The sequence below is a fragment of the Pedococcus sp. P1_H8 genome (assembly GCF_056405175.1).
The window spans coordinates 70,748-96,147 of the sequence record NZ_JBFUCP010000013.1; the positions used below are offsets into that span (position 1 = coordinate 70,748).

Consider the following 25,400-nt stretch of genomic DNA (forward strand, 5'->3'; position numbering starts at 1 on the left):
GTGGTGCGCGGTGTTGCGTCGTGTCGGTGGCGGGATGCCGTCGACACGGAAGTCGGGTGGGCTACGCCCGTCGAGGCTCGCGCAGGTCGCGCGGCACCAAGTCAGGCGCCGTCGTCGTCCTTGTCGGCAGCCAGTGGATCAGCCACCCCAGCGGTTGCGGGTCGCAGCGGGCCTTGCGCCAGTCGGGTCACCAGGGGTGGTGTCGGTGGCGTGAGCTCCGTGGCTGCTCGCAGCGCGGTCAGGACGTCGTCGGGGCGTACGGCCGGTGTGGTGTGCCGTACAACCACCCGAAGTATCGCACAGTCGGGCCGCTGCGACGGTTCGGTGGTCATCGACACGACGGCCGATCTCACGTCGAACGTCTTCGGGCCGGTCTTGAAGGTCCGGGTGACCTCGACCCGGTCGAGCGCGAGGAGCTGGTCGGCGGCCCGCTGGAGCTGATCGGCGGTGAGCCCCGGGAAGTCCATCACCCAGTCGCTGCCCTGCAGCCGGTCGGCGAGCGCACCGGGCGCCGCTTCGACCACCTCGAGCACGTCCAGCCCCTCGGGTAGCGCCTCGTCCAGGGCCCGTCGCACCGACTCGGGGTCGACCCGCTCGGTGACCGAGATCTCGAAGTACTCGGCCTCGCTGGCCGTCCCGGTGGGGGCGGCGTTCGCGTAGCTGATCTTCGGGTGCGGGTGGAAGCCGGCTGAGAACGCCATCGGCACCCCCGCCCGTCGCAGGGCACGCTCGAGAGCGCGCTGGAAGTCCCGGGTGGAGGAGAACCGCAGCCGACCCCTCTTGGCGTACCTGATCCGCAGCTTCTGCACAGCCAGGGCGGGTGGGGGTCCTTCGGGAACGCGCTGCCTGGCCATGGGCCAAGCCTAGGCACCTTCCCGCGTCTGGCTCCATCGGGCCATGGTGGGCCACTGCGGACCGTGCCACGGTGGTCTGGTGGCAGCGGGCGACGTCCTGCGCGACGTCGTGGAACGCACGGTGGTCCTGGACCACGTGGGCAAGTCCGGAGCGGGACTCGAGCGGGTCCGGCTCCGAGACGGGCGTGCCCTCGTGGTCAAGCGGGTCGACCCCCGGCACGACGTGACCCTGGCTCTGACCGGCGGTGGGCCGTCCAGGGAGTACGTCCTGTGGCGCGACGGCGCGTTCGACCGGCTGCCACCGGGCGTCGGGCACGCCGTGGTGGATGGTTGGGTCGAGGGTGACAGCACCGTCCTGGTGCTGCGGGATTTGGGGGACCACGTCCTGACGTGGGACGACCGGCTCTCGGCCGACCAGGCCGCACGGACGATAGCCGCGGTCGCCTCCCTCCACCGCGCCTTCCTCGGCCAGGCACCGCCGGGCCTGGCACCGCTCGACCTCGTCGTGACGCTGTTCACGCCGCGCCGCATCCGGCAGGCGCAGGTCGACGAGGTCGAGCTCCTGCGGCTGGCACTGCGCGGGTGGGAGCTGTTCGCGGACGCCGTCCCGGCCGATGTCGCCGGCCCCGTGCTCGGCCTGCTCGACGATCCCGCGCCGCTCGTCACCGCCCTGCACCGCTCGCCGTCGACGTTGGTCCACGGTGACCTCGCCTCGGTCAACATGGCGTTCGAGGGCGATGACCTCGTCCTCCTGGACTGGGCGATGGCGACGCAGGGACCCGGGGCCCTCGACGTCGCCAGGTTCGTCGCCGGGTGTTCCTCGGTCGTCGACGCGACGAGGGAGGACCTGATCGGCTGGTACCGCGCGGCGGCCGGCTCGGCGTGCGATGACCGGACCATGCACCTCGGGCTGCTGTCGGCCATGGTCTGGCTGGGCTGGAACAAGGCGCTCGACGCGGTCGAGCACCCGGACCCGGCGATCCGGGCCCGGGAGAGGACGGACCTCGACTGGTGGGTACAGACCACCCGAACGGCACTGGAGAGTGGAGCGATCTGATGGACCTCAACACCCTGTACCACCGTACGGTCGAGCGCTGGGCCGACGTCGTCGTCGCAGTGCGCGACGACCAGTGGGACTCCCCCACGCCCTGCAGCGAGTGGAGCGTGCGCGACCTGGTCAACCACATCACGTCGGAGGACCTGTGGACCGCTGCCCTCCTGGAGGGCAGCACCATCGAGGAGGTGGGCTCCAGCCTGGACGGCGACCTGCTCGGTGACGAGCCGGTCGGCCGGTCGATCGACGCGGCGAAGGCGGCCACCACGTCCGTCGCCGAACGGCTGCCCCGGGGTGGCACGGTGCCCCTGTCCTTCGGTGACACCGACGTGGCGGAGTACGTCTGGCAGCTGGCCGCGGACCACCTCATCCACTCCTGGGACCTGTCGGCGGCGACGGGGACGGACCGGCGGCTCGACCCAACGCTGGTGGCGGGCGTGGCCGGCTGGTTCGCCGGTCGCGAGGAGGCCTACCGGGGCGCCGGAGCGGTGGCGCCGCGGGCCATCTCCCACGGCGGCTCCCAGGCTGACCTGCTCGCCACGTTCGGTCGCGACTCCGAATGGGGCCCCAACCATGCCTGCGCCGCACGCTTCCTGCGCGCCTTCGGGAACGGCGACATGGACGCTGCCCTGCTCGAGATGACGCCCGACTGCGTGTTCGAGGCCACGGGGCCGGCGCCGGACGGTGTCCGCCACGAGGGAGCCGATGCCGTGCGCGCCGTGTGGACCCAGATGTTCGCCGAGACCACGGACCCGCTCTTCACGACCGAGGAGCAGGTCGTCGCAGGCGACCGGGCACTGTTCCGGTGGTCCTACGGCTGGACCGACTCCGAGGGGGCACCGGGCCACGTCCGTGGGGTGGACGTCGTCCGGTTCCGGGACGGACTGATCTGCGAGAAGCTCTCCTACGTCAAGGGCTGACGCAGCACTGACCAGCGGCCGCAACGGAATCCGCACTCGCCTGCGACCGGCCTCCCCCCGGTCCTAGCGTGGGCCCATGCCCTCCATCGACCGCGCCCGGCTCACCTTCCTCCTGGACCGTGAGCAGGCGGCATACACCGATAGTCACCCCCGCAGCCGCGCCCTCTTCGAGGAAGCCGGCAACCTCTTCGGCCGCGTGCCGATGACGTGGATGAACATGTGGTCCGGCGGCTTCCCGCTCTACCTCGACCGCGCCACCGGCAACAGGGTCACCGACGTGGACGGCCACACCTACGTCGACTTCGCCCTCGGCGACACCGGCGCGATGGCCGGCCACTCCCCTGCCGCCACGGTCGCCGCCGTGCAGCGCCGCGCCGGCGACCTCGGCGGGATCACGACGATGCTCCCGACCGCGGACGCCCAGTGGGTGGGCGCCGAGCTGGAGCGACGTTTCGGTATGCCGTTGTGGAGCTTCACGCTGTCCGCGACCGACGCCAACCGCTGGGCGATCCGGCTGGCACGGCTGGCCACCGGCCGGCCCAAGGTGCTGGTGTTCGCGTACTGCTACCACGGCTCCGTGGACGAGGCGTTCGCGCTGCCGGGCCCCGAGGGCAAGGCGCAGAGCCGCCCCGGCAACGTCGCTCCCCCGGTCGACCTCGACCTCACCACCCGGGTCGCGACGTGGAACGACCTGGCGTCGGTCGAGGCGGCACTGGCGCACGGCGACGTCGCCGCGATCCTCACCGAGCCCGCCCTGACCAACATCGGGATCGTGCTCCCCGACGAGGGGTTCCTGGCCGGGCTGCGCGAGCTCGCCACCCGCCACGGCGCCCTGCTGATGATCGACGAAACGCACACCTTCTCGGCCGGGTGGGGTGGCGCGACCCGCGAGTGGGCGCTGGAGCCGGACATCTTCGTCATCGGCAAGTCGATCGGCGGCGGCATCCCCTGCGGCGCCTACGGGATCTCCCGCGAGGTCGCTGACGCGATCACCCGCCACACCGATGCCGGGGACGCCGACATCGTCGACGTGGGGGGCGTCGGCGGCACCCTGGCCGGCAACGCGCTCTCGACCGCGGCGATGCGCGCCACGCTCGATGAAGTGCTGACGCAGGACGCGTTCACCCATATGACGGCGCTGGCGACGGCTTTCACGGCGGGGGTCCAAGCCACGCTGGACGAGTTCGACGTCCCCTGGTCGATCAGCCAGCTCGGCGCCCGCGCGGAGTACCGCTTCGCGCGTCCCGCACCCCGCAGCGGGGAGGAGTCCGCTGCGGCCGCCGACGACGTGCTCGATGCCTACCTCCACCTCGCCATGTGCAACCGCGGCATCCTCATGACGCCGTTCCACAACATGGCCCTGATGTGCCCCGAGACGAGCCCGGCGGACGTCGACCTGCACACCGTGACCTTCCGCGAGGTCGTCGGGGCACTGTTCGCCTGACCGCTCGGCGCACGGCCCGGTATGTCTGGTGACGCGACCGCACCGCCGGCGTAACTTCGTCAGGTGGACCACTTCAGTGGGAAGCGGCCCCTGCAGAGAGCGGAGGGTTTGAGGTGTTCATCCAGATCATCCAGGGAAAGTGTCGGGACGCGGACCGAATGCACCGGCTGACCGACGAGTGGCGAGAGCAGCTGGGACCGACGGCCGAGGGCTGGCTCGGGGGGACCTACGGCATGACGGACGACAACGAGTTCGTGGGCGTGGTCCGGTTCGAGAGCCGGGAGGCCGCTGCCCGGAACTCCACCAGGCCCGAGCAGGGCGAGTGGTTCAGCAAGATGCAGGAGTGCTTCGACGGTGACGTCATGTTCCACGACTGCGACAACGCCCAGATGTTCCTGAACGGCGGCTCGGACGACGCCGGCTTCGTGCAGGTCATGCAGGGCCGGCTCAGCGACCCCGAGCGCTTCCGGCGCTTCATGGACAAGCCGATGGACATGCTCCAGGAGCAGCGACCCGAGATCATCGGCGGCACCATTGCGATCGACGAGGACGGCTTCTTCACCGAGACCATCGCGTTCCGGAGCGAGGAGGAGGCTCGCGTCGGCGAGAAGATGGAGATGCCCGAAGACCGTCGTCGCGAGTTCGAGGACGAGATGGCCCAGGTGCGGGACATGCGCTACCTCGACCTGCACTCCCCGTGGTTCTCCAGCGCCCCAACCGGCGGGATGGCGATGAGCTGACCGGCTCGCCGACCACCCTCCCTCGTGCAGAACGTACGCCGCCCGCCCACCTGAGGCGCTGAGCCTGGGTGAGCGGGCGGCATACCCTGACCCTCTCCGCACGAGGAGCCAGGGGGTGGCGCCGACGAGGGGGTGAAGGGGACCCACCCGCCGGCGCGCGCGGTCAGGAGGAAGCGACCGCGTTCAACCACGCCTGTCCGTTGGGGACGCCGACGCCGGTGACGTCGTCGTACCCGGGGCGGACGTGGATGGTCAGGGCGTCATCACGGTCGAAGTAGCGAGCGCTGTAGACGTAGCCGTCGGCGGCGTCGACGCCGTTGACGTAGTCGGAACGCACGTCACCCCGGTAGGCCGAGAGGTCGGTCTTGGTGATGTCGATGCTGGTGCTGCGGGCTCCGTAGAGCACCGGGTTGGCGAGACCGAACGCGTGGCCCGCCTTCTGCTGGGCCAGGGCGAACATGCCCGCGTAGAGCGGCGAGGCGAGCGAGGTGCCGCCGATGCGGTACTCGGAGTACTGCTGCGACCCGTCCGGGAAGGTCTGGGTCTCCCCGACGAGCATGCCGGTGTTGGGGTCTCCGAGGGCCGCGACGTCGGGCACCGAGCGCATCGCGCCGCCGCCGTAGGTCTGCGAGATGGCCGCAGGGACCACACTCGCCTGGTAGGACGGCTGGGCGAACAGCCGCGAGGTGCCGCCGCCGCTGCCGTAGAGGAACGCCGGGGCGTTCCACGTCGTGGTGGACTTGTTGAGCGTGCCCTTGGCGGTCTCCCAGCCGAGCTCGAAGACGCGACCGTTGGCCTGGGACACGCCGGCGCTGGTACCGCCGACCGCCGTGACGTACGGGCTCGAGGCCGGCCAGTCCGGGCTGGGGGTGGCGCCGGCCACTCCGCCCGTCTCGTCGCCGCTGTCTCCCGAGGAGAAGAACAGCGTCATGCCCTGCGCGGCCGCCTGGATCTGGGTGTCCAGCGACGGCTTGATGGTGCCGGCCGGGAGGGCCTCGCCGCCGTAGCCGTAGGAGTTGGTCACGATGTCGGCGAGGTGGTTGTCGACGACCTTGTTCATGATCGCGTCCAGGTCGCGGTAGTTGTTCGGGGCGCCGATGTAGGTGATGTCGGCTCCCGGGGCCATCGTGTGGACCGCCTCGACGTCGAGGGTCTCCTCACCGGCCCAGCCCTGCGGGTCCTGCCTGGGGTTCTCGGGGCGGTTGTAGGTGCCCGGTGCCACGACCTGGCTGAAGTGCCCGTTCAGGGAGGGCAGCCCGTGGGCGGCCGAGTAGGTGTTGGCGTCCTGGAGGATCGTCGGCGACGCGTAGGCGTCGATGATGCCGACGGTGACTCCGCGGCCGTCGTTGCCGGAGCCGATCGCCCCGGTCATGCCGTAGAGCCCCTGGAGCTGCGCCCCGGCATACCCCTTGGGGGCGAAGGCGCTCGGGGAGGCCGGCAGGGCGGTGCCGTCCGGAGTGGGGGTGTTCTGGACGGTCTTCTCGCCCCAGTAGGCGCTGGTCGGCTCGGCGTTGCGGAACAGCGCCGGTCCGGGAGTGACCTTGTCCTGGTGGGCCAGGGTCTGCGACTCGTCGAGCCCGACGACGCCCTCGACCGCGGTGAGGGTGGCCGGGACCTTGAGCGCCGAGGCGTTGCCACGCACGGTCTTGCCCTCGGTGCGGTACTCCGCGAAAGAGGTGTCGAACGCGGCGGCCGCCTGCGCGAGGGTGCCAGTGGCCTCGACGTACTTGCGATTGTCGGGAGTGCTGCCGATCGTGAAGCCCTGGCTCTTCAGCCACGCCGAGACGCTGTTCACGTCGGCCTGCGCGGGCGAGAACTGGGCGCGGAACTGCGCCGGGGTGAGGAACTTCTTGTAGTTGGCGCTCCCGGGAGTCGAGACCGAGCTGGCGTATGCCGCGGCCGCGTCACCACCGCGGTAGTTGAGGTAGACGCGGAAGGTGACCTGCTGGGTGGCGTCGCTGCTGGCGGCGCGGTTCTTCGCGACCGCCCAGGACGGGACGCTGCCCGGCAGGGCGTGGGGCCCGGACGTGGCGGCCAGGGCGGAGCCGGCCGACGCGGCAGTGACCAGTGCGGCTGCGCCCAGTGCGGCGCAGGCGGTTCTCGACATTCGTGACATCAGACCTCCGGGACGAGTGGCCCGGGGCAGCCGGGTCTCGGCAACCCCCAGGTGGAGCGTCCTCATTCGACAACGCAACCTCGTCCCGTCCCGATGACAAATGTCAGGGCTTTCGGATGAGTTCCTCGGGAGGCGGTGGGCTGCAGATGCCTGTCTGGAAGGCGTTTTGGCGCGCTACGTGGCATTGGAACCGTTGATCCTGCGCCATATGGGGGTCACGCCCGGAGGACTTCATTCCTAGCGTGGGAGACCGGCACCCGACGACCCGTGCCCGACGACCCCACCGTCCTCGATCCCCCTCTCTCTGGCGGGAGCTCCCCGACGACGGAGCCGCGGCCCCCACCGCCGGCGCGATGCCCTACCCGGCCCCAACCCGGGCCGGCTGGATCTGAAATGGGAGAAGTCATGACGCAACGCATGACCGTCGCAGGGGGCGGAAGCAGGATGACCCGAAGGTCGCGGCTGAAGGCCGCACTGGCCATCGCGGGACTGGTCGTCGCCGGTGCGGTGGCCGTACCGCAGGTGGCCTACGCCGCGGACGGCCCGTTCAACATCGACGGTAACGTTCCGGATGCCAACACCACCGAGCTCGCAGACGGCTTCGGCAACGTCAAGGAGCTCGGTCCCAAGAACTCCAACGTCACGAAGATCGGCGTCATCCACGGCGCGGCCGTCCCGATGCTGGACACGACCAACCCCAACGGGCAGGTCGACCTGCGCCGTGCCTGGCTCGACACCGAGCGTGACACCGCCGCTCCCAACCACGACTGGCTCTACTTCGCCTGGGAGCGCGACGCCAACAGCGGCAGCGGTTTCATCGCCTACGAGTTCATGCAGAACGCTGCTCCCGCCGCGTGTGCCTACGACACCGCCACCGACGCCCAGCTCATCGCCAGCTGCAACCCGTGGGCCAACCGCAAGGCCGGCGACTTCATGATCCTGTGGGACCAGCAGGGTGGCAGCAAGGACCTCTTCCTGCGCATCTGGTCCGGCACCGCGCCCAACCTGACCCTTGGCGCCCCGACCCAGCTCAACTCCACCGTGTCCCAGGCGGAGTACAGCGCCGACGGGTTCCGCGGCGAAGCAGCGGTCGACCTGACCGCGACCATCTTCGGCGGCAGCACCGCCTGCAAGACGTTCGCCAACACCATCCCGAGCACGGTGACGGGCAACTCCGACACGGCCGACTACAAGGACACCATCCTCAAGAACGCGCCGCCCATCACCAACTGCACCTCCACCACCGTCACGACGCCGAAGACCGGCGCCGGCGGTGACATCCCGGCCGGTGGCCTGTCCATCGGTACCGGTGTCGTGTCCGTGAAGGACTCGGCCGTGGTTGACCTCGTGGGCGGCACCGCCACCCCGGCGGGTTCGGTCGCGTTCAACCTCTGCAAGGTCGACTCCCCCGGGCTCTGCACGACCGGTGGAACCTCGGTCGGCTCGACCAACCTGAGCGGCGCGGCCTACCCCGCGACCGTCCTGTCGCCGATTGCCTACGTGACCTCGGTAGGCCGGTACTGCTGGAGGGCCGCGTGGAGCGGTGACTCCGCCAACGGGATTCCCGGCTCGAGCGACTCCCGCGCGAGTGAGTGCTTCACCGTCAACCCGGTGACGCCCGATCTGGCCACCTCGGCCAGCGACGACGTCGTCCTCGGTGGCTCCGTCAGTGACAGCGCCACGCTGAGCGGCCTGGCCACCCAGCCGGCCAACCCGGTCATCAACCTGACCGGCACCGGCGGAGCGGCTGCGGGCGGCTCGATCACGTTCACCCTCTTCGGTCCGGACAACTGCACCACGGTGGCCTACACCTCCACCGCCGTGACCGTCTCCGGGAACGGGTCGTACGGGACCCCGGCACCGCAGTTCGCCCCGACGGCGGCGGGCACTTACCACTGGGTGGCTTCCTACAGCGGGAACCTGCCGAACAACAACGCGACGTCCCACAACACCGCGTGCGACGACACCAACGAGGACGTCGTCGTGACGACAGTGCCGTCGTCGCTGACCAGTGCGCAGACCTGGGTGCCGAGCGACTCGGTGACCGTGTCCGCGACCGCTGGCGGCGCCATGGTCGGCACGGTCTCGTTCGAGTTCTTCACCAACGGCACCTGCACCGGCGCCAACGCCTTCTCGACGACCAAGGCAGTCTCCGGCGCCTCGCCGCAGACCGTCCTGTCAGGCAACGCCCCGGCGCAGACTGCTACCGGCTCGTTCTCGTGGCGAGTCAGCTATGACAGCACCAACCCCGGGCAGCGCGACATCGCCGCGAGCTGCCACGAGACGTCGAGCCTGACGGTCACGAACGGAGGGACCATCACGGGTCAGTGACCCGAGGACGGACCCCCCTGTGGCCTCCTCGGTGGTGCGACCGCGCAGGGCGGTTGAGCCACTCGAGACCCTGAGGACAAAGACACTGATGGCCCCTCCCGACGACGCGAGGGGCCATCAGCCTGCTCAGTGCTGGTGGGTCGCCGGGCTCCCCGAGCCTGCGAGCATCGCTTCGCGTCCGGCGCCGAGGACGGTGAGGGGCAGCAGCGTCTTGCCGGTCGGGCCGACCTCGATGTCGGTGCCCATCTGGGGGCAGACCCCGCAGTCGAAGCACGGCGTCCAGCGGCAGTCGTCGACCTCGGTCTCGTCCAGGGCGTCCTGCCAGTCGGCCCAGAGCCACTCCTTGTCGAGCCCCGAGTCGATGTGGTCCCACGGGAGCACTTCGGTCTCGCCACGCTCGCGCGTGGTGTACCAGGCGACGTCGACGGGGAGGTCGGCCAGCGCGGTGTCGGCCGCGCTCATCCAACGGTCGAACGAGAAGTGCTCGCTCCAGCCGTCGAACCGTCCGCCGTCGCGCCAGACCTGCTCGATGACCCGGCCGATCCGGCGGTCGCCCCGGGACAGCAGTCCCTCGACGATGCCGGGCTTGCCGTCGTGGTAGCGGAACCCGATCGACGAGCCGTAGCGGCGGTCGGACCTGATCGCCTCGCGCAGCTTGGCCAGCCGGGCGTCGGTCTCCTCGTCGCCGAGCTGGGCGCACCACTGGAACGGTGTGTGCGGCTTGGGCACGAACCCACCGATGGACACCGTGCACCGGATGTCACGGCGACCCGAGACCTGACGGCCGGTCTCGATGACCTTCTTGGCCAGCTCGGCGATCTGGAGCACGTCCTCGTCGGTCTCGGTGGGCAGGCCGCACATGAAGTAGAGCTTCACCTGGCGCCAGCCCGCGCCGTAGGCCGCGGCGACGGTGTTGATGAGGTCGTCCTCGGACACCATCTTGTTGATGACCTTGCGGATGCGCTCGCTGCCGCCCTCGGGCGCGAAGGTCAGCCCGGAGCGGCGGCCGTTGCGGGTGAGCTCGTTCGCGAGGTCGATGTTGAAGGCGTCGACGCGGGTCGACGGCAGCGACAGCCCGGTCTGGGTGCCTTCGTAGCGGTCGGCCAGACCCTTGGCGATGTCGGCGATCTCGGAGTGGTCGGCAGAGGACAGTGACAGCAGCCCGACCTCTTCGAAACCCGTTGCGGCCAGGCCCCGCTCGACCATCTCGCCGATCCCGGTGATGGAGCGCTCGCGCACCGGGCGGGTGATCATGCCTGCCTGGCAGAACCGGCAACCACGGGTGCACCCACGGAAGATCTCGACCGACATCCGCTCGTGGACGGACTCGGCCAGCGGGACCAGCGGCTGCTTGGGGTAGGGCCACGCGTCGAGATCCATGACGGTGTGCTTCGACACCCGCCACGGCACTCCGTGGGCGTCAGCCTTGGGCGCGACCCGTTGGATCCGCCCGTCGGGCAGGTAGGTGACGTCGTAGAGCGACGGGACGTAGACCCCGCCGGTCCGCGCCAGGCGCAGCAGCAGCTCGCGCCGGCCACCCGGCATACCCTGCGCCTTCCAGGCACCGATGTGGTGGGTCACCGCCAGCACGGCCTCTTCACCGTCTCCCACTATGGCGGCGTCGACGAAGTCGGCGACCGGCTCGGGGTTGAACGCGGCGTGGCCGCCGGCCACGACGATCGGGTCGTCGTCGGTGCGGTCGACCGCGTGCAGCGGGATGCCGGCGAGGTCGAGCGCGGTGAGCATGTTGGTGTAGCCCAGCTCGGTCGAGAAGGACAGACCGAGCACGTCGAAGTCACGCACCGACCGGTGCGCGTCGACGGTGAACTGGGGCACCGCGTGCTCGCGCATCAGCGCCTCGAGGTCCGGCCAGACGGCGTAGGTCCGCTCCGCCAGGGCATCGGGCCGCTCGTTGAGCACTTCGTAGAGGATCATGACGCCCTGGTTGGGGACGCCGACCTCGTAGGCGTCGGGGTACATCAGCGCCCAGCGGGTGGTCAGCTCCTGGCCGTCCGGGCCGTGACCGCCGCAGTTCCAGTCCTTCACCGTGGAGTTCAGCTCGCCCCCGACGTACTGGATGGGCTTGCTGACCTGCTCGAGCAACGGCTCGAGCAGCGGGAAGACGGAGGTGCCGGAGGTCTGGGTCATGGTGGGACAAGGGTAACGGCGGCACCGCCGGGCGCCGAAACGAGCGAGCCTCCCACAATTCTCCCAGCAACGGTTCCTACCATCGCGCGGTGCCTCGCCACCTGCTGCCGTCAGTCGTCGTCGCGGGCGCCGCAGTGCTCGCCGCTGCCCTCGCCGCTGCCCTCGCGGCAGTGCTCGCCGTGGCCTGGCCACCTGCCCCTGCCCGTTCCTCGCCAGGGCTGACGCACGGCTCCCAGCGGCCGAGCGCACCAACCTCGGCCTCCCCTGCCCCGACCGCATCCGACCCTGGTCCGCTCCTCGTGGTCGGGCTCGGCGACTCGGTGACGGCTGGGTCCAACTGCGCCTGCGCACCGTTCGTGGAGCGGTTGGCCGATCTGCTCGCCGCCCGGGACGGACGGGCTGCCACTGCCACGAACCTCGGCACACCCGGGCTGACGACCGGCTCGCTGGCGACCCAGCTGACCCGCCCGGGACCGTCGAGGTCGGTGGCCTCCGGCGACCTTGTCGTGGTGACCATCGGGGCCAACGACCTCGGGCCGCTCGAGGACCGGTGGGAGCAGACCGGGTGCGGAACGCCGTGCCTGACGCCCGCGGTGGCGGCCATGGCGCGCGGGCTCGCTGCAGACCTCACGCGGATCAGCGTCCTGGGGCACCCCGGTCAGAGGGTCGAGGTGACGACGTACTGGAACGTGTTCGAGGACGGTGACGTCGCCGACCGGCAGCGCGGGCCGGGCTTCGCCGACTGGAGCGACCGCGTGACCGTGACAGCCAACCGAGCGATCTGCGCGACGGCGCGGACCTTCGGTGACACGTGCGTGGACCTCTATGCGCCGTTCCTCAGCACCGACGGCAACCGCAACCCCACCTCGCTGCTGTCCTCCGACGGTGACCACCCGAACGCCGCCGGCCACCAGGTGATCGCCCGTGCCCTCCTGGCCTCCACACCACCCTGAGGACGATTGGGCCGGATGGTCAGGCGGCGAGGTGGGCGGACAGGAAGTCGAGGGCCTGCGGCATCAGGGCCGACCACGTGGCGAAGTTGTGTCCGCCGCCGGGGACGACGACCGTCGTCACGGACATGGGGGCGTGCACGAGGGCGACGAACCGGCGGGTGTCGCGGATCCCGGTGCCACCGATCTCGCCGGACCCGATCGTCGCCAAGAGCGAGACAGGGGGTTCCGGCTCGTGACGCACCAGCCATTCCGGGTCGTTGAGGTCGCGCAGCACCGGCGAACCACCCCAGAGGTCACCGGTCGTCCCGTCGCGGAGCGTGTGGTAGTAGCCGGAGAGGGACACCCCGGCCGTGAAGACCGAGGAGTGGGTGAGCAGGAGCTTGGCAGCGCAGTAGCCACCCGTGGAGTCGCCCATGGCCCCCCAGCCGACCGGAGCGACCCGCAGGCTCTGGGACACGGCCCTCGGGACGTCCTCACCGAAGTAGGTCAGGGTCTGGGGTCCGGCCGGGACGTCGCTGCACTCGGTGTCGCGCGGCGGCACCACGGTCGGACGCATCATGACCAGGACCATGGGCAGCGCACGGTGCGCGTCGATCTGCGACAGCAGCACGTCCGGGTACTTCATCCTCGAGACCAATGCCATCGTGGTGCCCGGATAGCCGGTGAACACCTCGACCCCGGGGAACACGGTCCGCGCGTACGCCCTCTGGAAGTACTGCGGCGGCAGGTACACGGCGGCAGGTTCGGACAGGCCGCTGTGCGCGCCCGACAGGATGAGGGCCTCCACCCGGCCCCGCGTGGCCCACTGCGCCGGCGTCGACCAGGAGTCGACACTCGCGAGGGAGGCGTCGCGGGTGGCCGCGACCGGCAGAGCGCCATGGCGCCTCGCCGGTGGGTTGACCCCGGCGTGGACCGCCGCAGCGGCTGAGGCCGACGTGCCCAGCAACTCCGACCACGACCCGTAGAAGTACCCGTAGTCGTTGAGGGCAGCCGCGACCAGCAGCACCGCCGCGAGCTGACCCGCCACGACCAGTGCGAGCCGCTGCCCCACACGCACAGGGGCAGGGCCGCGAACGCGGGACCACAGCACGAGCGCCAGGACGGTCGCGAGGACCGTCGCCAGACCCAGCGTGACCAGCAGGGGCCAACCCAGCAGGGGCATGCCACAGACCTCCGACCCGGCCCCACCGCAGGGCACGAACCCCAGCGTGCGCGCGGCCGATGTGAGGGGGCTGCGTCCCGGCTGGGGGTTGGCTGGGAGGGACGGCCGTCAGGACCCGGCCCGCTGGGCGCTGAACGACCCGTCCGGCGATACTGGGATGGTGCCGAGCACGGCCGAACGAGTGGCTGCGGCGATGCAGGCGGTGCCCCGCCTGGCGTTCCTGCCGCCCGCCCAACGACGCCACAGCGAGCGCGACGCGCCGCTCCCGATCGGTCACGGCCAGACCAACAGCCAACCGACCACCGTCCGGCAGATGCTGGAGCTGCTCGACGTCCAGCCCGGTGACCGCGTCCTCGACGTCGGCTCCGGGTCGGGCTGGTCCACGGCGCTGCTCGCCCACCTCACCGGACCGGCGGGCCGGGTGACCGGCGTGGAGCGGGTTCCCGACCTGGCGGCCTTCGGCGCGACGAACCTCGCGTCGAGGGGTATGCCGTGGGCGCACGTCGAGGCGGCGGTGCCCGGCCAGCTGGGCCACGCGGCATACGGACCCTTTGACCGCATCCTCGTGTCGGCGCAGGCGCCGGCCCTGCCCTCCGAGCTCGTCGGGCAGCTCGCACCGCACGGAGTGCTCGTCATCCCCGTGGCGGGGCGGATGCTGCGGGTGGTGGCACGCGAGAACGGGCCGGCGGTCGAGGAGCACGGGTGGTACCGCTTCGTGCCCCTCGTCGCCGACCCGCCTCGTGGACCTGCCGCTCCGGGTCCTGCTGGCTAGCCCGGCTCGCGCGGCCTACTGGCTCGTGTAGAGCGCGTCGAGCGTGGTCTGGTACTTCTCGCTGACGGCCTTGCGGCGCAGCTTGAGGCTGGGCGTGAGGTCACCGTCCTCGATGGTGAGGTCGTGGTCGAGGATCGTGAACTTCTTGATCTGCTCCCAGCGGTTGAGGTTGACGTTGAGGTTGTCGACGTACATCTGCACCATGTCGCGCACCTCCGGGGAGGTGACGATGGCGCGGTAGTCGCCGGTGACGCCGTGCAGGCCGGCCCACTCGTTGATCGCGTCGGCGTCGAGGGTGACCAGGGCCGTCACGAAGTTGTGGTTGGACCCATAGACCATGAACTGGCTGACGTAGGGGCACAGGCCCTTGAAGGTCGACTCGATGAGCGAGGGACCGACGTACTTGCCGCCCGACGTCTTGAAGAAGTCCTTCTTGCGGTCGGTGATCTTGAGGTACCCGTTGTCGTCCAGGGTGCCGATGTCACCGGTGTGCAACCACCCGTCTGCGTCCTTGGTCTCGGCCGTTTCCTCGGGCTTGTTGTGGTAGCCCTCCATCACGCCGGGACCGCGCAGCAGGACCTCGCCGTCCTCGGCGATCTTTACCTCGGTGCCGGGGAAGGCCCAGCCGACGGTGCCGATCACGTTGGTGGCCGGCCGGTTGACGAAGGACGCCGCGCTGGTCTCGGTGAGGCCGTAGCCCTCGAGGATGACCAGGCCGACCGAGTCGAACCAGGTCGCGATGTCCTTGTTGAGCGCCGCCGAACCGGAGATGAAGAACCGGATCCGGCCGCCGAAACGGGCCCGCACCTTGTGCAGCACGAGCTTGTCGGCGACGGCGTGCTGCCGGGCGAGCAGACCCGAGGGCTCCTCGCCACGCGCGCGCACCTCGGCGGCCTTGGCCCCGACGCCGGTGGCCCAGGCGAACAGCTTGGCCTTCACGCCGCCCTCGTTGGCGACCGTCGTCGTGATCCGGCCGTAGGCCTTCTCGAAGATGCGCGGTGCGGCACCCATGAAGGTCGGCTGGACGACCGCGAGGTTGTCGACGATCTTGTCGACACGGCCGTCGATGGCCGTCGGGAAGCCCATCTGCAGGGGCAGGGTCAGCAGCACCTTGCCGAAGACGTGCGCCAGTGGCAGCCAGAGGTACTGCAGGTCATCGGGGCCAAGGATGCCGATCGAGTCGGTGGCGGCGGCCTCGTAGGTCCACGCGTCGTGGCTGAGTCGGACGCCCTTCGGACGGCCCGTCGTGCCCGACGTGTAGATGATGGTGGCGAGCTGGTCCTTGGTGAGGGCGTCGATGCGGTCGTCGACGGCCGAGGAGTTCGTGGCGAGCAGCTCGGCGCCCATCTGCTCGAGGTCGTCGAGGCTGATCACCCAGTCACCGTCGGCGGTGCCGTCGATGGTCACGACGCGGACGATGTCCGGCAGGTCGATCCGGCGCTCCCACAGCTTGGCGACCTGGTCGTCGTCCTCGGCGAACACGACCACACTGCCCGAGTTGGACAGGATGTAGGCGACGTCAGGGGCGATCGTCGTCGGGTAGATCGTCGTGGTGGCACCGCCGGCGCACATCACGGCGAGGTCGGCCAGCGCCCACTCGTAGCGTGTCGACGAGGCGATGGCCACCCGGTCCTCGGGCCGGACGCCCAGGGCGATCAGGCCGGCCGCGAGCCGGTAGGCGCGCTCGCGCACCTGGCTCCACGTCACCGACGACCAGGAGTCGTCCTCGGCGAACCGGAACGCCTCGCTCTGCGGCGTCTTGGCGACCCGGTCACGAAACAGGTGGGCCACGGTGGCGGGGCGTTGCTCCAGGACGGCGGTGTTGACGCGCTCGTTGCTGGAGGCGGCTTTCGTGGAGGTGGCGTGCGGTGCTTGAGTCGACATTGACCGTCCTCGGCTCGGTGACAGGGGGCGAATGGTGGTCACAGTGGGTGACAGGGGGTCACAGGGTGGTGACACGGGGGTGACAGGGGGTTCCCGGGATAGTGCCATGCACGAGGGGCCAACGGGGGTGTTCGAGCGCGATTGTGGCCAAACAGTTGGACGTTGCGCGTGAGGACCGTCACAGCGTCACGCTTCTTGCGCTGTGGTCTCGTCGCCTCGGTATGCCGGGTGGTTCAGCGCCGCTGTGAGGCCAGGTGGGCGTTGTTGACCAGTCCGACCGCCAGCCAGCACGCGAACATCGAGGACCCGCCGTAGGACAGGAACGGAAGGGGCAGTCCCGTGACGGGCGTGATCCCGAGGTTCATGCCGACGTTCTCGAAGACCTGGAACAGGAACCAGGCGGCCACACCGGATGCCATCAGCCGACCGAAGGCGTCCTGGACCCGTGCGGCGACGAGCACGGCGCGCAGCACCACGAACCCCAGGAGCAGCAGCAGGCCCGCCGCGCCGAGGAAGCCGAGCTCCTCCCCTGCCACGGAGAACACGAAGTCGGTCTGCTGGTAGGGGATGAACCCGCCCTGGGTCTGCCGCCCTTCGAACAGCCCCTGACCCTGCCAGCCCCCGGAGCCGATCGCGATGCGCACCTGACGGGTCTGGTAGCCGATCCCCTGTGGGTCCGCCCGCGGGTCGGCGAAGGCCGTCAGCCGATCCCGCTGGTAGTCGCTCAGGACGGGTGTGGTGAGGGCCACGACGACCCCCGCCGCCACGAGGGCGCTCGCAGCCGCGAGGTAGCGCTTGGGTGTGCCCGCGACCGCGATCACGCCGAACCCGAGCGCGCCGAGGACAAGGGCCGACCCGAGGTCCGGCTGGAGCATGACCAGCCCGATCGGGAGGGCCACCACGAGCACGGCGAGGAGCAGGTCACGACTGTCTGGCTGGGCCTGGCGGTCGATCCGCTCCCCCAGGAGGATCGCCAGGCCCAGGCACAGGGCGACCTTGGCGAACTCCGACGGCTGGACCGAGAACCCGCCGGGCAGCTGGATCCACGAGTGTGACCCGTTGATCGTCGACCCGACCGGGGTGAGCACCAGCACGAGCCCGGCGACCGACGCGAGGTAGAGCAGCGGCGCCACGGCCCGGAGCAGCTGGTACCCGGTCCTGGTCACCGCCGCGGCCAGCGCCACTCCGAGGGCCGTGTTTAACAGGTGCCGCACGAGGTAGGCCGACCCGGCCTGGTGCCGGGTCGCCGACCACACGAGCAGCGCACCGATCAGCGAGAGCCCGAGGGCTGCGACGACCAGTCCCCAGTCACTTCGGTTCCACAGCGCCGCGCCGCCACTCGCCCTGGCCCAGGTCCCGCCGGTGCGGGACCTGCTCGTCAGGACGGGACGATCGAGGCCAGGACCTGTCGGCACGTCTCGATGTCCCCGGCCATGGCCTCGAGCAGTTCGTCGATGGAGTCGAAGCGCAGGGTGGGTCGGATGTGTTCGACGAACTCGACGGTGACCTCCTCGTCGTAGAGGTCGAGGTCGGTCCGGTCGAGGACGTAGGCCTCCACGGTCCGCACGGTCCCGTCGAAGGTCGGGTTGGTCCCCACCGAGATCGCTGCCGGCAGGGTCCGCTCGGGGTCGTCGGCGGGCTTGGCCACCCGGGTGAGCCACCCGGCATACACCCCGTCCGCGGGGACCACTCCGAGCGAGTCGGGCGCCAGGTTGGCGGTCGGGTAGCCCAGCTCGCGCCCGCGGTGGGCGCCATGGACGACGGTGCCGGTCATGCCGTGCGGCCGTCCGAGGATCGCGGCGGCGGCTCCCACCTCGCCGGCGGCGAGGTGGCGCCGGACCGCGGAGGACGACCAGCGCTCGCCGTTGCCGAGGTCGTCGAGGACGACCACGTCGAAGCCGTGCTCCTCCCCCAGCGCAGCGAGGGTGGAGACGTCGCCGGTGTAGCCCCGTCCGAACCCGCGGGCGTCCTCGCCCACGACGATCGCGCTGACGCCGAGCGTCTCGACGAAGGTGCGGACGATGAACTCCTCGGCCGTCTGCTGGGCGAACTCCCGCGTGAAGTCGAGCACGAGCAGGCCGTCGATGCCGGTGGTCTCGAGCAGCTCGTCGCGCACCCGCCCGGGCGCGATCAGCTCCAGGGTGTCGGGGTGGAAGATCGCCGCAGGGTGCGGGTCGAAGGTGACGGCGACGCTGGGCAGGCCACGCTCGCTCGCCTCGGCGACCAGCCGGGCCAGCACTGCTCGGTGGCCGAGGTGGACACCGTCGAAGTTGCCGAAGGTGGCGACGCAGGGGCGCAGGCCCTCGGGGGTCTGGGCGGGATCGGTCCAGCGGTGCACGGAGGACACTCTACGAACCAGCCGGGGCAAACACGACGTGCGCCCTCGCCTGGCGACCGGTCTCGTCGAGCATCGCGACCAGACGGCCGTCCGGCGCGAAGGCCGCGACCGGCTCGGTGCGCCCCTCCTGAGCGGAGTCGACCCGCTGGCCGTAGCCCACCGCGGTGGTCTCCGCGGCGGTGAGCTCGCGCACGGTGAACTGCGCGCGAGCGGCGTCGGCGAGCGGGGTGACCGGGATCTGCTCGGGGTCCCCGACGGCACCGAGCGCCTCCAGGTCGTGCGCCTGGTCGAGCGTGAAGGCGCCGACCCGCGTGCGGCGCAGCGCGGTCAGGTGGCCCCCGACGCCGAGCGCGGCGCCTAGGTCGCGGGCGAGCGCCCGGACGTAGGTGCCGGAGCTCACCGTCACCTCGACGTCCACGTCGAGCACGGGTATGCCGTCCACGTCACCCGGGCGGGTGGCCAGGAGGTCGAACCGGCTGACCGTCACCGGACGCGGGGGCAGGTCGACGTCCTCGCCCGCGCGGACCCGGTGGTAGGAGCGCTCCCCCTTGACCTTGATGGCGGAGACCGAGCTGGGCACCTGCTGGATGTCACCGGTCAGCTGCCGCGCCGCCGCCTCGAGCTGTCCCGTGGTGACGCCGTCTGCGGCCGCGGAGGAGGTGACCTCCCCCTCGGCGTCGTCGGTGATGGTGGTCTGGCCCAGCCGAATGGTGGCGGTGTAGTCCTTGTCGCAGCCGACCAGGAAGGTCAGCAGCCGGGTGGCCCTTCCGATGCCGAGCACCAGCACGCCGGTCGCCATCGGGTCAAGGGTCCCGGCATGGCCGACCTTGCGCGTGGCGCACAGCCGACGAGTCCGGCCGACCACGTCGTGGCTGGTCCAGCCGGACGGTTTGTCGACGACGAGCAGGCCGTCAGGCGCGGGCATCCGCGCCGTTGTCCCGGGTGCCGTCGGTGGGAGAGCCCTCGACGCCTGCAGAGTCGGCGTCGGAGTCGGCCTCGGCATCGTCCTCGTCGGGTTCGGGCTTGCGGTAGGGGTCGGCGTCGCCGGCGTAGGTCGCCCCGGCCGCAGCAGCGGCCACCGCCTCGTCGCGCTCCTTGGCCTCGCGCAGCAGGTCCTCCATGTGCGCCGCGGTCTCCGGGATCGCGTCGGCGAAGAAGTCCAGGCTGGGAGTGAGCCGGATCTGGATCTGCTGGCCGACGAACGACCGCAGTCGACCCTTGTTCTTCTCGAGCAGGGCGGCCGTCTTGTCGCGCTGGAGCTCGTCACCGAACACGGTGTAGAAGACCGAGGCGTGCTGGAGGTCGCCGGTCACCCGGACGTCGGTGATGGTGATGAAACCCAGGTCGGGGTCCTTGACGATCGACACGACGTTCGCGGCGATGAGCGTCTTGATGCGGTCGGCGATCTTGCGGGCGCGTCCGGCGTCAGCCATGCGAGGACTCCTTGGTGCTCATGTCTGTGGTGGAGCAGGTGTTGGTGAGCCTGGGTTTGACGATCACGTGGTGCGGATCAGGCTCTCAGGCGAAGCCGGGGGCGACCAATGGTCGCCCCCGGCTCATCCGACCTACGTCAGGCGCGGGGCTTCTCGCGCATTTCGTACGTGGCGATGAGGTCGCCGAGCTGGAGGTCGTTGTAGGACCCCAGGTTGATGCCGCACTCGAAGCCCTCGCGGACCTCGGTGACGTCATCCTTGAACCGGCGCAGTCCGGCGATCTCGACGTTCTCGGAGACCACCACACCGTTTCGGGTGATCCGGGCCCGGGTGCCGCGCTTGATCTCGCCGCTGCGCACGATGGAACCGGCGATGTTGCCGAACTTGCTGGAGCGGAAGATCTCGCGGATCTCGGCGGTGCCGAGCTCCACCTCCTCGAACTCCGGCTTGAGCATGCCCTTGAGAGCCGCCTCGATCTCCTCGATGGCCTGGTAGATCACCGAGTAGTAGCGGATCTCGACGCCCTCGCGCTCGGCGTAGTCGGCGTTCTGGCCCTCGGCGCGGACGTTGAACCCGATGATCACCGCGCTGGACGCCATGGCCAGGTTGATGTTGTTCATCGTGATCGCGCCGACACCGCGGTCGATGATGCGCAGGTCGACCTCGTCGCCCACGTCGATCTGGAGCAGCGCGTCCTCGAGGGCTTCGACGGAACCGGACACGTCACCCTTGAGGATGAGGTTGAGGGTTTCGACCTTGCCTGCTGCGAGGGCCTCGGTGAGGTCCTCGAGCGAGATGCGCTTGCGGGCCTTGGCCAGCGAGGCCTGACGGTCCGCGGCTTCGCGGCGCTCGGCGATCTGGCGGGCCGTGCGGTCGTCCGGAGCCACCACGAAGGTGTCACCGGCGCGCGGGACCGAGGACAGACCGAGCACCTGCACCGGACGGGAGGGACCCGCTTCGGTGAGGTTGTTGCCGTGCTCGTCGAGCATCGCGCGAACGCGGCCGTAGGCCGACCCGGTGACGATGGCGTCCCCGACGTGCAGGGTGCCGGCCTGGACCAGCACCGTGGCCGKGGCGCCACGGCCACGGTCGAGGTTGGCCTCGATCGCGACACCGCGGGCGTCGCGGTCGGCGTTGGCGCGCAGGTCGAGCGCGGCGTCGGCGGTGAGCAGGACGGCCTCGAGGAGGGCGTCGATGTTCTGCCCGGCCTTGGCCGACACGTCGACGAACATCGTCTCGCCGCCGTACTCCTCGGCGACGAGGTTGTACTCGGTCAGCTGCTGGCGCACCTTGGCCGGGTTGGCACCCTCGACGTCGATCTTGTTGACCGCCACGACGATCGGCACGTCCGCAGCCTGGGCGTGGTTGAGCGCCTCGATGGTCTGCGGCATGACGCCGTCGTCGGCCGCGACCACGAGGATCGCGATGTCGGTCACCTTGGCGCCACGGGCACGCATGGCGGTGAACGCCTCGTGACCCGGGGTGTCGATGAAGGTGATCGGACGGTCGACGCCCTCGTGCAGCTTGTGCACCTGGTAGGCACCGATGTGCTGGGTGATGCCACCGGACTCGCCACCGGCGACGTCCTCGTTGCGGATCGCGTCGAGCAGGCGGGTCTTTCCGTGGTCGACGTGACCCATGACGGTCACGACCGGCGGACGGGCCTGCAGGTCCTCGTCGTCCTCACCCTCGATACCCGTCTCCAGGTCGATGTTGAAGGCGTCGAAGAGCTCCTTCTCCTCCTCTTCGGGGGAGACGACCTCGATGTTGTAGCCGAGCTCGGCACCGAGCAGCTTGAAGGTGTCCTCGTCCAGCGACTGGGTGGCCGTGGCCATCTCGCCGAGGTGGAAGAGCACCGTCACGAGGGCACCGGGGTTGGCGTTGATCTTGTCGGCGAAGTCGCTCAGCGACGAGCCGCGACGCACCCGGATGAGGGTCGTGCCGTTGCCACGGGGGACGGTGACGCCACCGAGTGACGGCGCCTGCATCTGCTCGAACTCCTGGCGCTTCGCGCGCTTGGACTTGCGGCCACGCACGGGACGGCCACCGCCGCGCCCGAAGGCACCTGCGGTCGAGCCGCGACCGGCGCCACCACGGAAGCCACCGCCACCGGGGCGACCGGCGAAACCGCCGCCACCGCCGGGGCCACCAGGGCCTCCGGGACCACCGGGTCCACGACCGCCGCCGGCACCGCCGGGGCCACCGGGGCCACGTGCGCCACCGCGGGCGGGACGGTCACCAGGACGGCCGACCGCACTGCGGTCGGGCATCATGCCGGGGCTGGGGCGGGCACCGGCCGGACGGGGTCCACCGGGACCTGCCGTGCCTCCGGGGCGCGGACCGGCGGCACCGGGACGGCTCTGGGGACGCGGCATACCCTGGCTGGGCGCGAAGGGGTTGTTGCCCGGACGGGCGCTGTCGCGGCCGCCACCCTCACGGGGTGCGCCGCCCTCGCGGGGCGCGCCCTCGCGGGGACCGCCCTCACGACCGGTGCGCATGCCCTGGCTGGGCGCGAACGGGTTGTTGCCCGGGCGCGGTGCGCCGGGACGGGGAGCGCCGGGGGCCGAGCCGGCCGGACGCGGGGTGCTGCCGGGACGCGGGGACGCGGGGGCACCCGGACCCTGGTCACCGTCACGCGAGGACGGGACGTCGGCACGGGCGGCGGGAGCCTCCGGAGCAGCAGGCGCGGCGGGAGCCGGGCTCGCCGGTGCAGCGGCAGCGGGAGCCGACACCGTCTCGGGGGACGCGGGCGCCGGGGCCGGGGCGACCGGAGCCGACGCGGCAGGAGCCGGAGCCGCGGGAGCAGCAGCGGGCGCTGCTGGCGCCGCCGGGGCGGCAGGCGCAGCGGGAGCGGCCGGACCGGCCGGCTTCGCTGCAGCCTTCTTGGCAGGAGCCTTCTTGAGGTCCTCGGGGAATGTCTCGGTCGCCTTGCGGACGACGGGGGCCTCAATCGTCGAACTGGCGGTCTTGACGTACTCGCCAATGCTGTTGAGGTGGGCGATCAGCGTCTTGCTGTCGGTGCCGAGCTCTTTGGCGAGCGCGCTTACACGGACCTTGGCCACGTTTCTCCTGTTCCTGGTCCGTGTGTCAGGTGACAGGCGCGGACCGTCGTTAAGGCTGGGGGGAGCTCATTGCTGAGTTCTCATCGAATGCTCATCAGCGTCAAACCCGATTCTCGGTTCGATGGACATAACCGGTGCCCATGGAGACGGTGTGGTTCCCATGGAGATGGACGGTTCCCTCGGATGAGGGCTAGGTGCTCGTGGCCTCGCCCAGGCCCTCGACGTATGCCGTGACCGCTGCCGGATCGGGCGCGGCGCTGACACGCAGCGCGCGACCGAACGCCCGGCGGCGTAGGGCCTGCTCAAGACAGTCGCCGGTGGGGTGCAGCCAAGCGCCGCGCCCCGGCAGGCAACGCCGCAGGTCAGGAGTCAGCCGGACTGCTCCGGTCTCATCCGTCTCCGCGACCACTCGCAGGAGTGCCGACCAGCTATCCGTCCGGCGGCATCCCACACACGTCCGGGTCGGTTGCCCGTGCGAGGTGTGGAGGGTCGTGCGCGATGCCGCTGGCCGGAGTCCAGTCCGGTCGGTCACCACCAGTCTAGCCCCTACTGCCGATCGGAGGCGTCATCCGCACCTGCGGACGACGCTGCGACGGGGGCGGTGTCGGGGCGGATGTCGATCCGCCAGCCGGTCAGCTTGGCGGCCAGGCGGGCGTTCTGACCCTCCTTGCCGATGGCCAGCGACAGCTGGTAGTCGGGAACGATGACGCGCGCCGAACGCAGGGTGGGGTCGACGATCTGCACCGACTGGACCCGCGACGGCGAGAGGGCTGCCGCCACGAAGGTGCGGGCATCCTCGGAGTAGTCGACGATGTCGATCTTCTCCCCGTGGAGCTCGGTCATGACGGCACGGACGCGAGCTCCCATCGGACCGATGCAGGCGCCCTTGGCGTTGAGTCCCGCGACCTTGGAGTGCACCGCGATCTTGGTGCGGTGTCCGGCCTCACGCGCCAGGGCGGCGATCTCGACTGATCCGTCGGCGATCTCGGGCACCTCGAGGGCGAACAGCTTGCGGACCAGGTTGGGGTGGGTGCGGGAGAGTCCGATCTGGGGCCCCTTGGGCCCGCGCCGCACGGACACGACGAAGCAGCGCAGCCGCTCCCCGTGGACGTACTTCTCCCCCGGCACCTGCTCGGCCAGGGGCAGGATGCCCTCGACCGTGCCGAAGTCGACCGTCACGACCCGGGGGTCGGGGCTCTGCTGGATGATGCCGGCGACCACGTCGCCCTCGCGACCCTTGAAGTCACCCATGATCGCGTCGTCCTCGAGGTCGCGCAGCCGCTGCACGATGACCTGCCGGGCGGTGGACGCGGCGATCCGGCCGAAGCCGGTCGGGGTGTCGTCGAACTCAGGGCCGTACTCCCGCACGAGACGCTCGACCGGCGCTGGTGGCGCGTCGGACTCCGAGTCCGCGTCCGACTCCGCGCGCTCGGGCTGCTCGATCTCCTCCTTGGCCCACACGATGACGTGCCCGGTCTTGCGGTCGAGCTCGACCCGAGCCGAGCGGTAGGCACCGTCGGTGCGGTGGTAGGCCACCAGGAGGGCCTGTTCGATCGCGGGGATGAGGATGTCGAGGGAGATGTCGCGCTCGCGCTCCAGCGCCCTCAGTGCAGCCAGGTCGATGTCCATGTCAGTGCTCCTCAGAATTGTCGTCGTCGTCGCTGGCTGCCCTCGAGAACTCGACCTGCACCACGGCCCTGGACACGTCGGCATACGCCACGTCCACGGACTGGGCCGGCACCTGCTTGACCGCAGGGACCTCAAGGGTCACACCCGTCTCACCAGCAGCGGTGATGCGGCCGGTCACGGCCGGGCCTTCCAGCGGGGTGATGGTGACCAGCCGAGAGACGTTGCGCCGGAAGTGGCGAGGCTCGGTCAGTGGTCGGTCGACGCCCGGCGAACCGACCTCGAGGGTGTAGGGCTGCTCGCCCATCGCCCCGGTCTCGTCGAGGGCGTCGCTCACGGCTCGGGTGGCGTCGGCCACCTCGTCCAGGGTGAGCGGCGGCGTGGTGGTCGTCGTGTCACCGGTCGCGTCGAGGATGCGGTCGATCCAGAGGCGGACGAGACGACGCTTGCCTGCGGGGGTCACGGCGACGTCTTCGACCAGCAGGCCGAGGTCGCGCAGCGGCCCCTCGACGGCGGGACGAATCTGTTCCTTGACGCTCACTGACTCGTCCTCTCTGAAGTTT

At 70.6% G+C, this 25,400-nt stretch carries 20 protein-coding genes; 7 read left to right on the forward strand and 13 right to left on the reverse strand.

Features of this window, described 5'->3' with window-relative positions; genetic code table 11:
* Positions 1-101: 101 nt before the first annotated feature.
* Complete coding sequence (locus AC1DYG_RS17135) at positions 102-854, reverse strand: TIGR03936 family radical SAM-associated protein (protein ID WP_477641078.1); 753 nt, start codon at positions 852-854, stop codon at positions 102-104.
* Positions 855-933: 79 nt separating this feature from the next.
* Between AC1DYG_RS17135 and AC1DYG_RS17140 the strand changes: the two genes are divergently transcribed.
* The 4 genes from AC1DYG_RS17140 (at position 934) to AC1DYG_RS17155 (ending at position 5,012) form a co-directional block, all read left to right on the forward strand.
* Complete coding sequence (locus tag AC1DYG_RS17140) at positions 934-1,911, forward strand: phosphotransferase (protein WP_477641079.1); 978 nt, start codon at positions 934-936, stop codon at positions 1,909-1,911.
* A complete protein-coding gene (locus AC1DYG_RS17145; protein ID WP_477641080.1) occupies positions 1,911-2,828 on the forward strand; it encodes a TIGR03086 family metal-binding protein in 918 nt (305 codons plus the stop codon). The genes AC1DYG_RS17140 and AC1DYG_RS17145 overlap by 1 nt, the downstream gene beginning before the upstream one ends.
* 76 nt (positions 2,829-2,904) lie before the next feature.
* Positions 2,905-4,272 (forward strand): transaminase, encoded by a 1,368-nt coding sequence (locus AC1DYG_RS17150; RefSeq protein WP_477641081.1) that lies wholly within the window; start codon positions 2,905-2,907, stop codon positions 4,270-4,272.
* Between the two features lie 113 nt (positions 4,273-4,385).
* Positions 4,386-5,012, forward strand: a complete 627-nt coding sequence (locus AC1DYG_RS17155; protein ID WP_477641082.1) for a hypothetical protein — start codon at positions 4,386-4,388, stop codon at positions 5,010-5,012.
* 163 nt (positions 5,013-5,175) lie between these two features.
* On the opposite strand, the gene AC1DYG_RS17160 is transcribed toward AC1DYG_RS17155, so the two are convergent.
* The gene (locus AC1DYG_RS17160; protein ID WP_477641083.1) at positions 5,176-7,119 is read right to left on the reverse strand and encodes a S53 family peptidase; all 1,944 of its coding nucleotides are present in this window, start codon (positions 7,117-7,119) and stop codon (positions 5,176-5,178) included.
* A gap of 414 nt (positions 7,120-7,533) precedes the next feature.
* On the opposite strand from AC1DYG_RS17160, the gene AC1DYG_RS17165 reads away from it, so the two are divergent.
* A complete protein-coding gene (locus AC1DYG_RS17165; protein WP_477641084.1) occupies positions 7,534-9,459 on the forward strand; it encodes a hemagglutinin in 1,926 nt (641 codons plus the stop codon).
* Positions 9,460-9,585: 126 nt separating this feature from the next.
* Here AC1DYG_RS17165 and AC1DYG_RS17170 read toward each other — a convergent pair whose 3' ends face one another.
* On the reverse strand, positions 9,586-11,607 hold the full coding sequence (locus tag AC1DYG_RS17170; protein ID WP_477641085.1) for a TIGR03960 family B12-binding radical SAM protein: 2,022 nt from the start codon (positions 11,605-11,607) through the stop codon (positions 9,586-9,588).
* 89 nt (positions 11,608-11,696) lie between these two features.
* Here AC1DYG_RS17170 and AC1DYG_RS17175 point away from each other — a divergent pair, with 89 nt between their 5' ends.
* Complete coding sequence (locus AC1DYG_RS17175; protein ID WP_477641086.1) at positions 11,697-12,560, forward strand: SGNH/GDSL hydrolase family protein; 864 nt, start codon at positions 11,697-11,699, stop codon at positions 12,558-12,560.
* A 19-nt stretch (positions 12,561-12,579) separates the two neighbouring features.
* On the opposite strand, the gene AC1DYG_RS17180 is transcribed toward AC1DYG_RS17175, so the two are convergent.
* A complete protein-coding gene (locus AC1DYG_RS17180) occupies positions 12,580-13,722 on the reverse strand; it encodes an alpha/beta hydrolase (RefSeq protein ID WP_477641087.1) in 1,143 nt (380 codons plus the stop codon).
* A gap of 157 nt (positions 13,723-13,879) precedes the next feature.
* Between AC1DYG_RS17180 and AC1DYG_RS17185 the strand changes: the two genes are divergently transcribed.
* Positions 13,880-14,494 (forward strand): protein-L-isoaspartate O-methyltransferase family protein, encoded by a 615-nt coding sequence (locus tag AC1DYG_RS17185; protein WP_477641088.1) that lies wholly within the window; start codon positions 13,880-13,882, stop codon positions 14,492-14,494.
* 15 nt (positions 14,495-14,509) lie between these two features.
* Here AC1DYG_RS17185 and AC1DYG_RS17190 read toward each other — a convergent pair whose 3' ends face one another.
* From AC1DYG_RS17190 to rimP, 9 genes are all read right to left on the reverse strand, one after another.
* Positions 14,510-16,378, reverse strand: coding sequence for an AMP-dependent synthetase/ligase (locus tag AC1DYG_RS17190; RefSeq protein WP_477641089.1), 1,869 nt, complete (start codon positions 16,376-16,378; stop codon positions 14,510-14,512).
* A 233-nt stretch (positions 16,379-16,611) separates the two neighbouring features.
* Complete coding sequence (gene rodA, locus AC1DYG_RS17195; protein ID WP_477641090.1) at positions 16,612-17,793, reverse strand: rod shape-determining protein RodA; 1,182 nt, start codon at positions 17,791-17,793, stop codon at positions 16,612-16,614.
* On the reverse strand, positions 17,757-18,716 hold the full coding sequence (locus AC1DYG_RS17200) for a bifunctional riboflavin kinase/FAD synthetase (protein WP_477641091.1): 960 nt from the start codon (positions 18,714-18,716) through the stop codon (positions 17,757-17,759). The genes rodA and AC1DYG_RS17200 overlap by 37 nt, the downstream gene beginning before the upstream one ends.
* A 10-nt stretch (positions 18,717-18,726) precedes the next feature.
* Positions 18,727-19,641: a tRNA pseudouridine(55) synthase TruB gene (gene truB, locus AC1DYG_RS17205; RefSeq protein WP_477641092.1), complete on the reverse strand. Its 915-nt coding sequence runs from the start codon at positions 19,639-19,641 to the stop codon at positions 18,727-18,729.
* The gene (gene rbfA, locus AC1DYG_RS17210; RefSeq protein WP_477641093.1) at positions 19,628-20,149 is read right to left on the reverse strand and encodes a 30S ribosome-binding factor RbfA; all 522 of its coding nucleotides are present in this window, start codon (positions 20,147-20,149) and stop codon (positions 19,628-19,630) included. The genes truB and rbfA overlap by 14 nt, the downstream gene beginning before the upstream one ends.
* Positions 20,150-20,286: 137 nt before the next feature.
* Positions 20,287-23,211, reverse strand: coding sequence for a translation initiation factor IF-2 (gene infB, locus AC1DYG_RS17215; protein WP_477641094.1), 2,925 nt, complete (start codon positions 23,209-23,211; stop codon positions 20,287-20,289).
* Positions 23,212-23,401: 190 nt separating this feature from the next.
* Positions 23,402-23,746 carry a YlxR family protein gene (locus tag AC1DYG_RS17220; RefSeq protein WP_477641095.1) on the reverse strand — a complete coding sequence of 115 codons (345 nt, stop codon included), beginning with the start codon at positions 23,744-23,746 and terminating at the stop codon, positions 23,402-23,404.
* 11 nt (positions 23,747-23,757) lie between these two features.
* A complete protein-coding gene (gene nusA / locus AC1DYG_RS17225) occupies positions 23,758-24,840 on the reverse strand; it encodes a transcription termination factor NusA (protein WP_477641096.1) in 1,083 nt (360 codons plus the stop codon).
* 1 nt (position 24,841) lies between these two features.
* Positions 24,842-25,378: a ribosome maturation factor RimP gene (gene rimP / locus AC1DYG_RS17230; protein WP_477641097.1), complete on the reverse strand. Its 537-nt coding sequence runs from the start codon at positions 25,376-25,378 to the stop codon at positions 24,842-24,844.
* Positions 25,379-25,400: the final 22 nt, after the last annotated feature.

Coding starts and splice junctions, on each gene's coding strand:
- AC1DYG_RS17180 (WP_477641087.1), bottom strand. CDS start 13,722: ATGCCCCTGCTGGGTTGGCCCCTGCTGGTCACGCTGGGTCTGGCGACG.
- AC1DYG_RS17135 (WP_477641078.1), bottom strand. CDS start 854: ATGGCCAGGCAGCGCGTTCCCGAAGGACCCCCACCCGCCCTGGCTGTG.
- AC1DYG_RS17185 (WP_477641088.1), top strand. CDS start 13,880: ATGGTGCCGAGCACGGCCGAACGAGTGGCTGCGGCGATGCAGGCGGTG.
- AC1DYG_RS17145 (WP_477641080.1), top strand. CDS start 1,911: ATGGACCTCAACACCCTGTACCACCGTACGGTCGAGCGCTGGGCCGAC.
- AC1DYG_RS17170 (WP_477641085.1), bottom strand. CDS start 11,607: ATGACCCAGACCTCCGGCACCTCCGTCTTCCCGCTGCTCGAGCCGTTG.
- AC1DYG_RS17150 (WP_477641081.1), top strand. CDS start 2,905: ATGCCCTCCATCGACCGCGCCCGGCTCACCTTCCTCCTGGACCGTGAG.
- AC1DYG_RS17160 (WP_477641083.1), bottom strand. CDS start 7,119: ATGTCGAGAACCGCCTGCGCCGCACTGGGCGCAGCCGCACTGGTCACT.
- AC1DYG_RS17190 (WP_477641089.1), bottom strand. CDS start 16,378: ATGTCGACTCAAGCACCGCACGCCACCTCCACGAAAGCCGCCTCCAGC.
- truB (WP_477641092.1), bottom strand. CDS start 19,641: ATGCCCGCGCCTGACGGCCTGCTCGTCGTCGACAAACCGTCCGGCTGG.
- AC1DYG_RS17165 (WP_477641084.1), top strand. CDS start 7,534: ATGACGCAACGCATGACCGTCGCAGGGGGCGGAAGCAGGATGACCCGA.
- rbfA (WP_477641093.1), bottom strand. CDS start 20,149: ATGGCTGACGCCGGACGCGCCCGCAAGATCGCCGACCGCATCAAGACG.
- nusA (WP_477641096.1), bottom strand. CDS start 24,840: ATGGACATCGACCTGGCTGCACTGAGGGCGCTGGAGCGCGAGCGCGAC.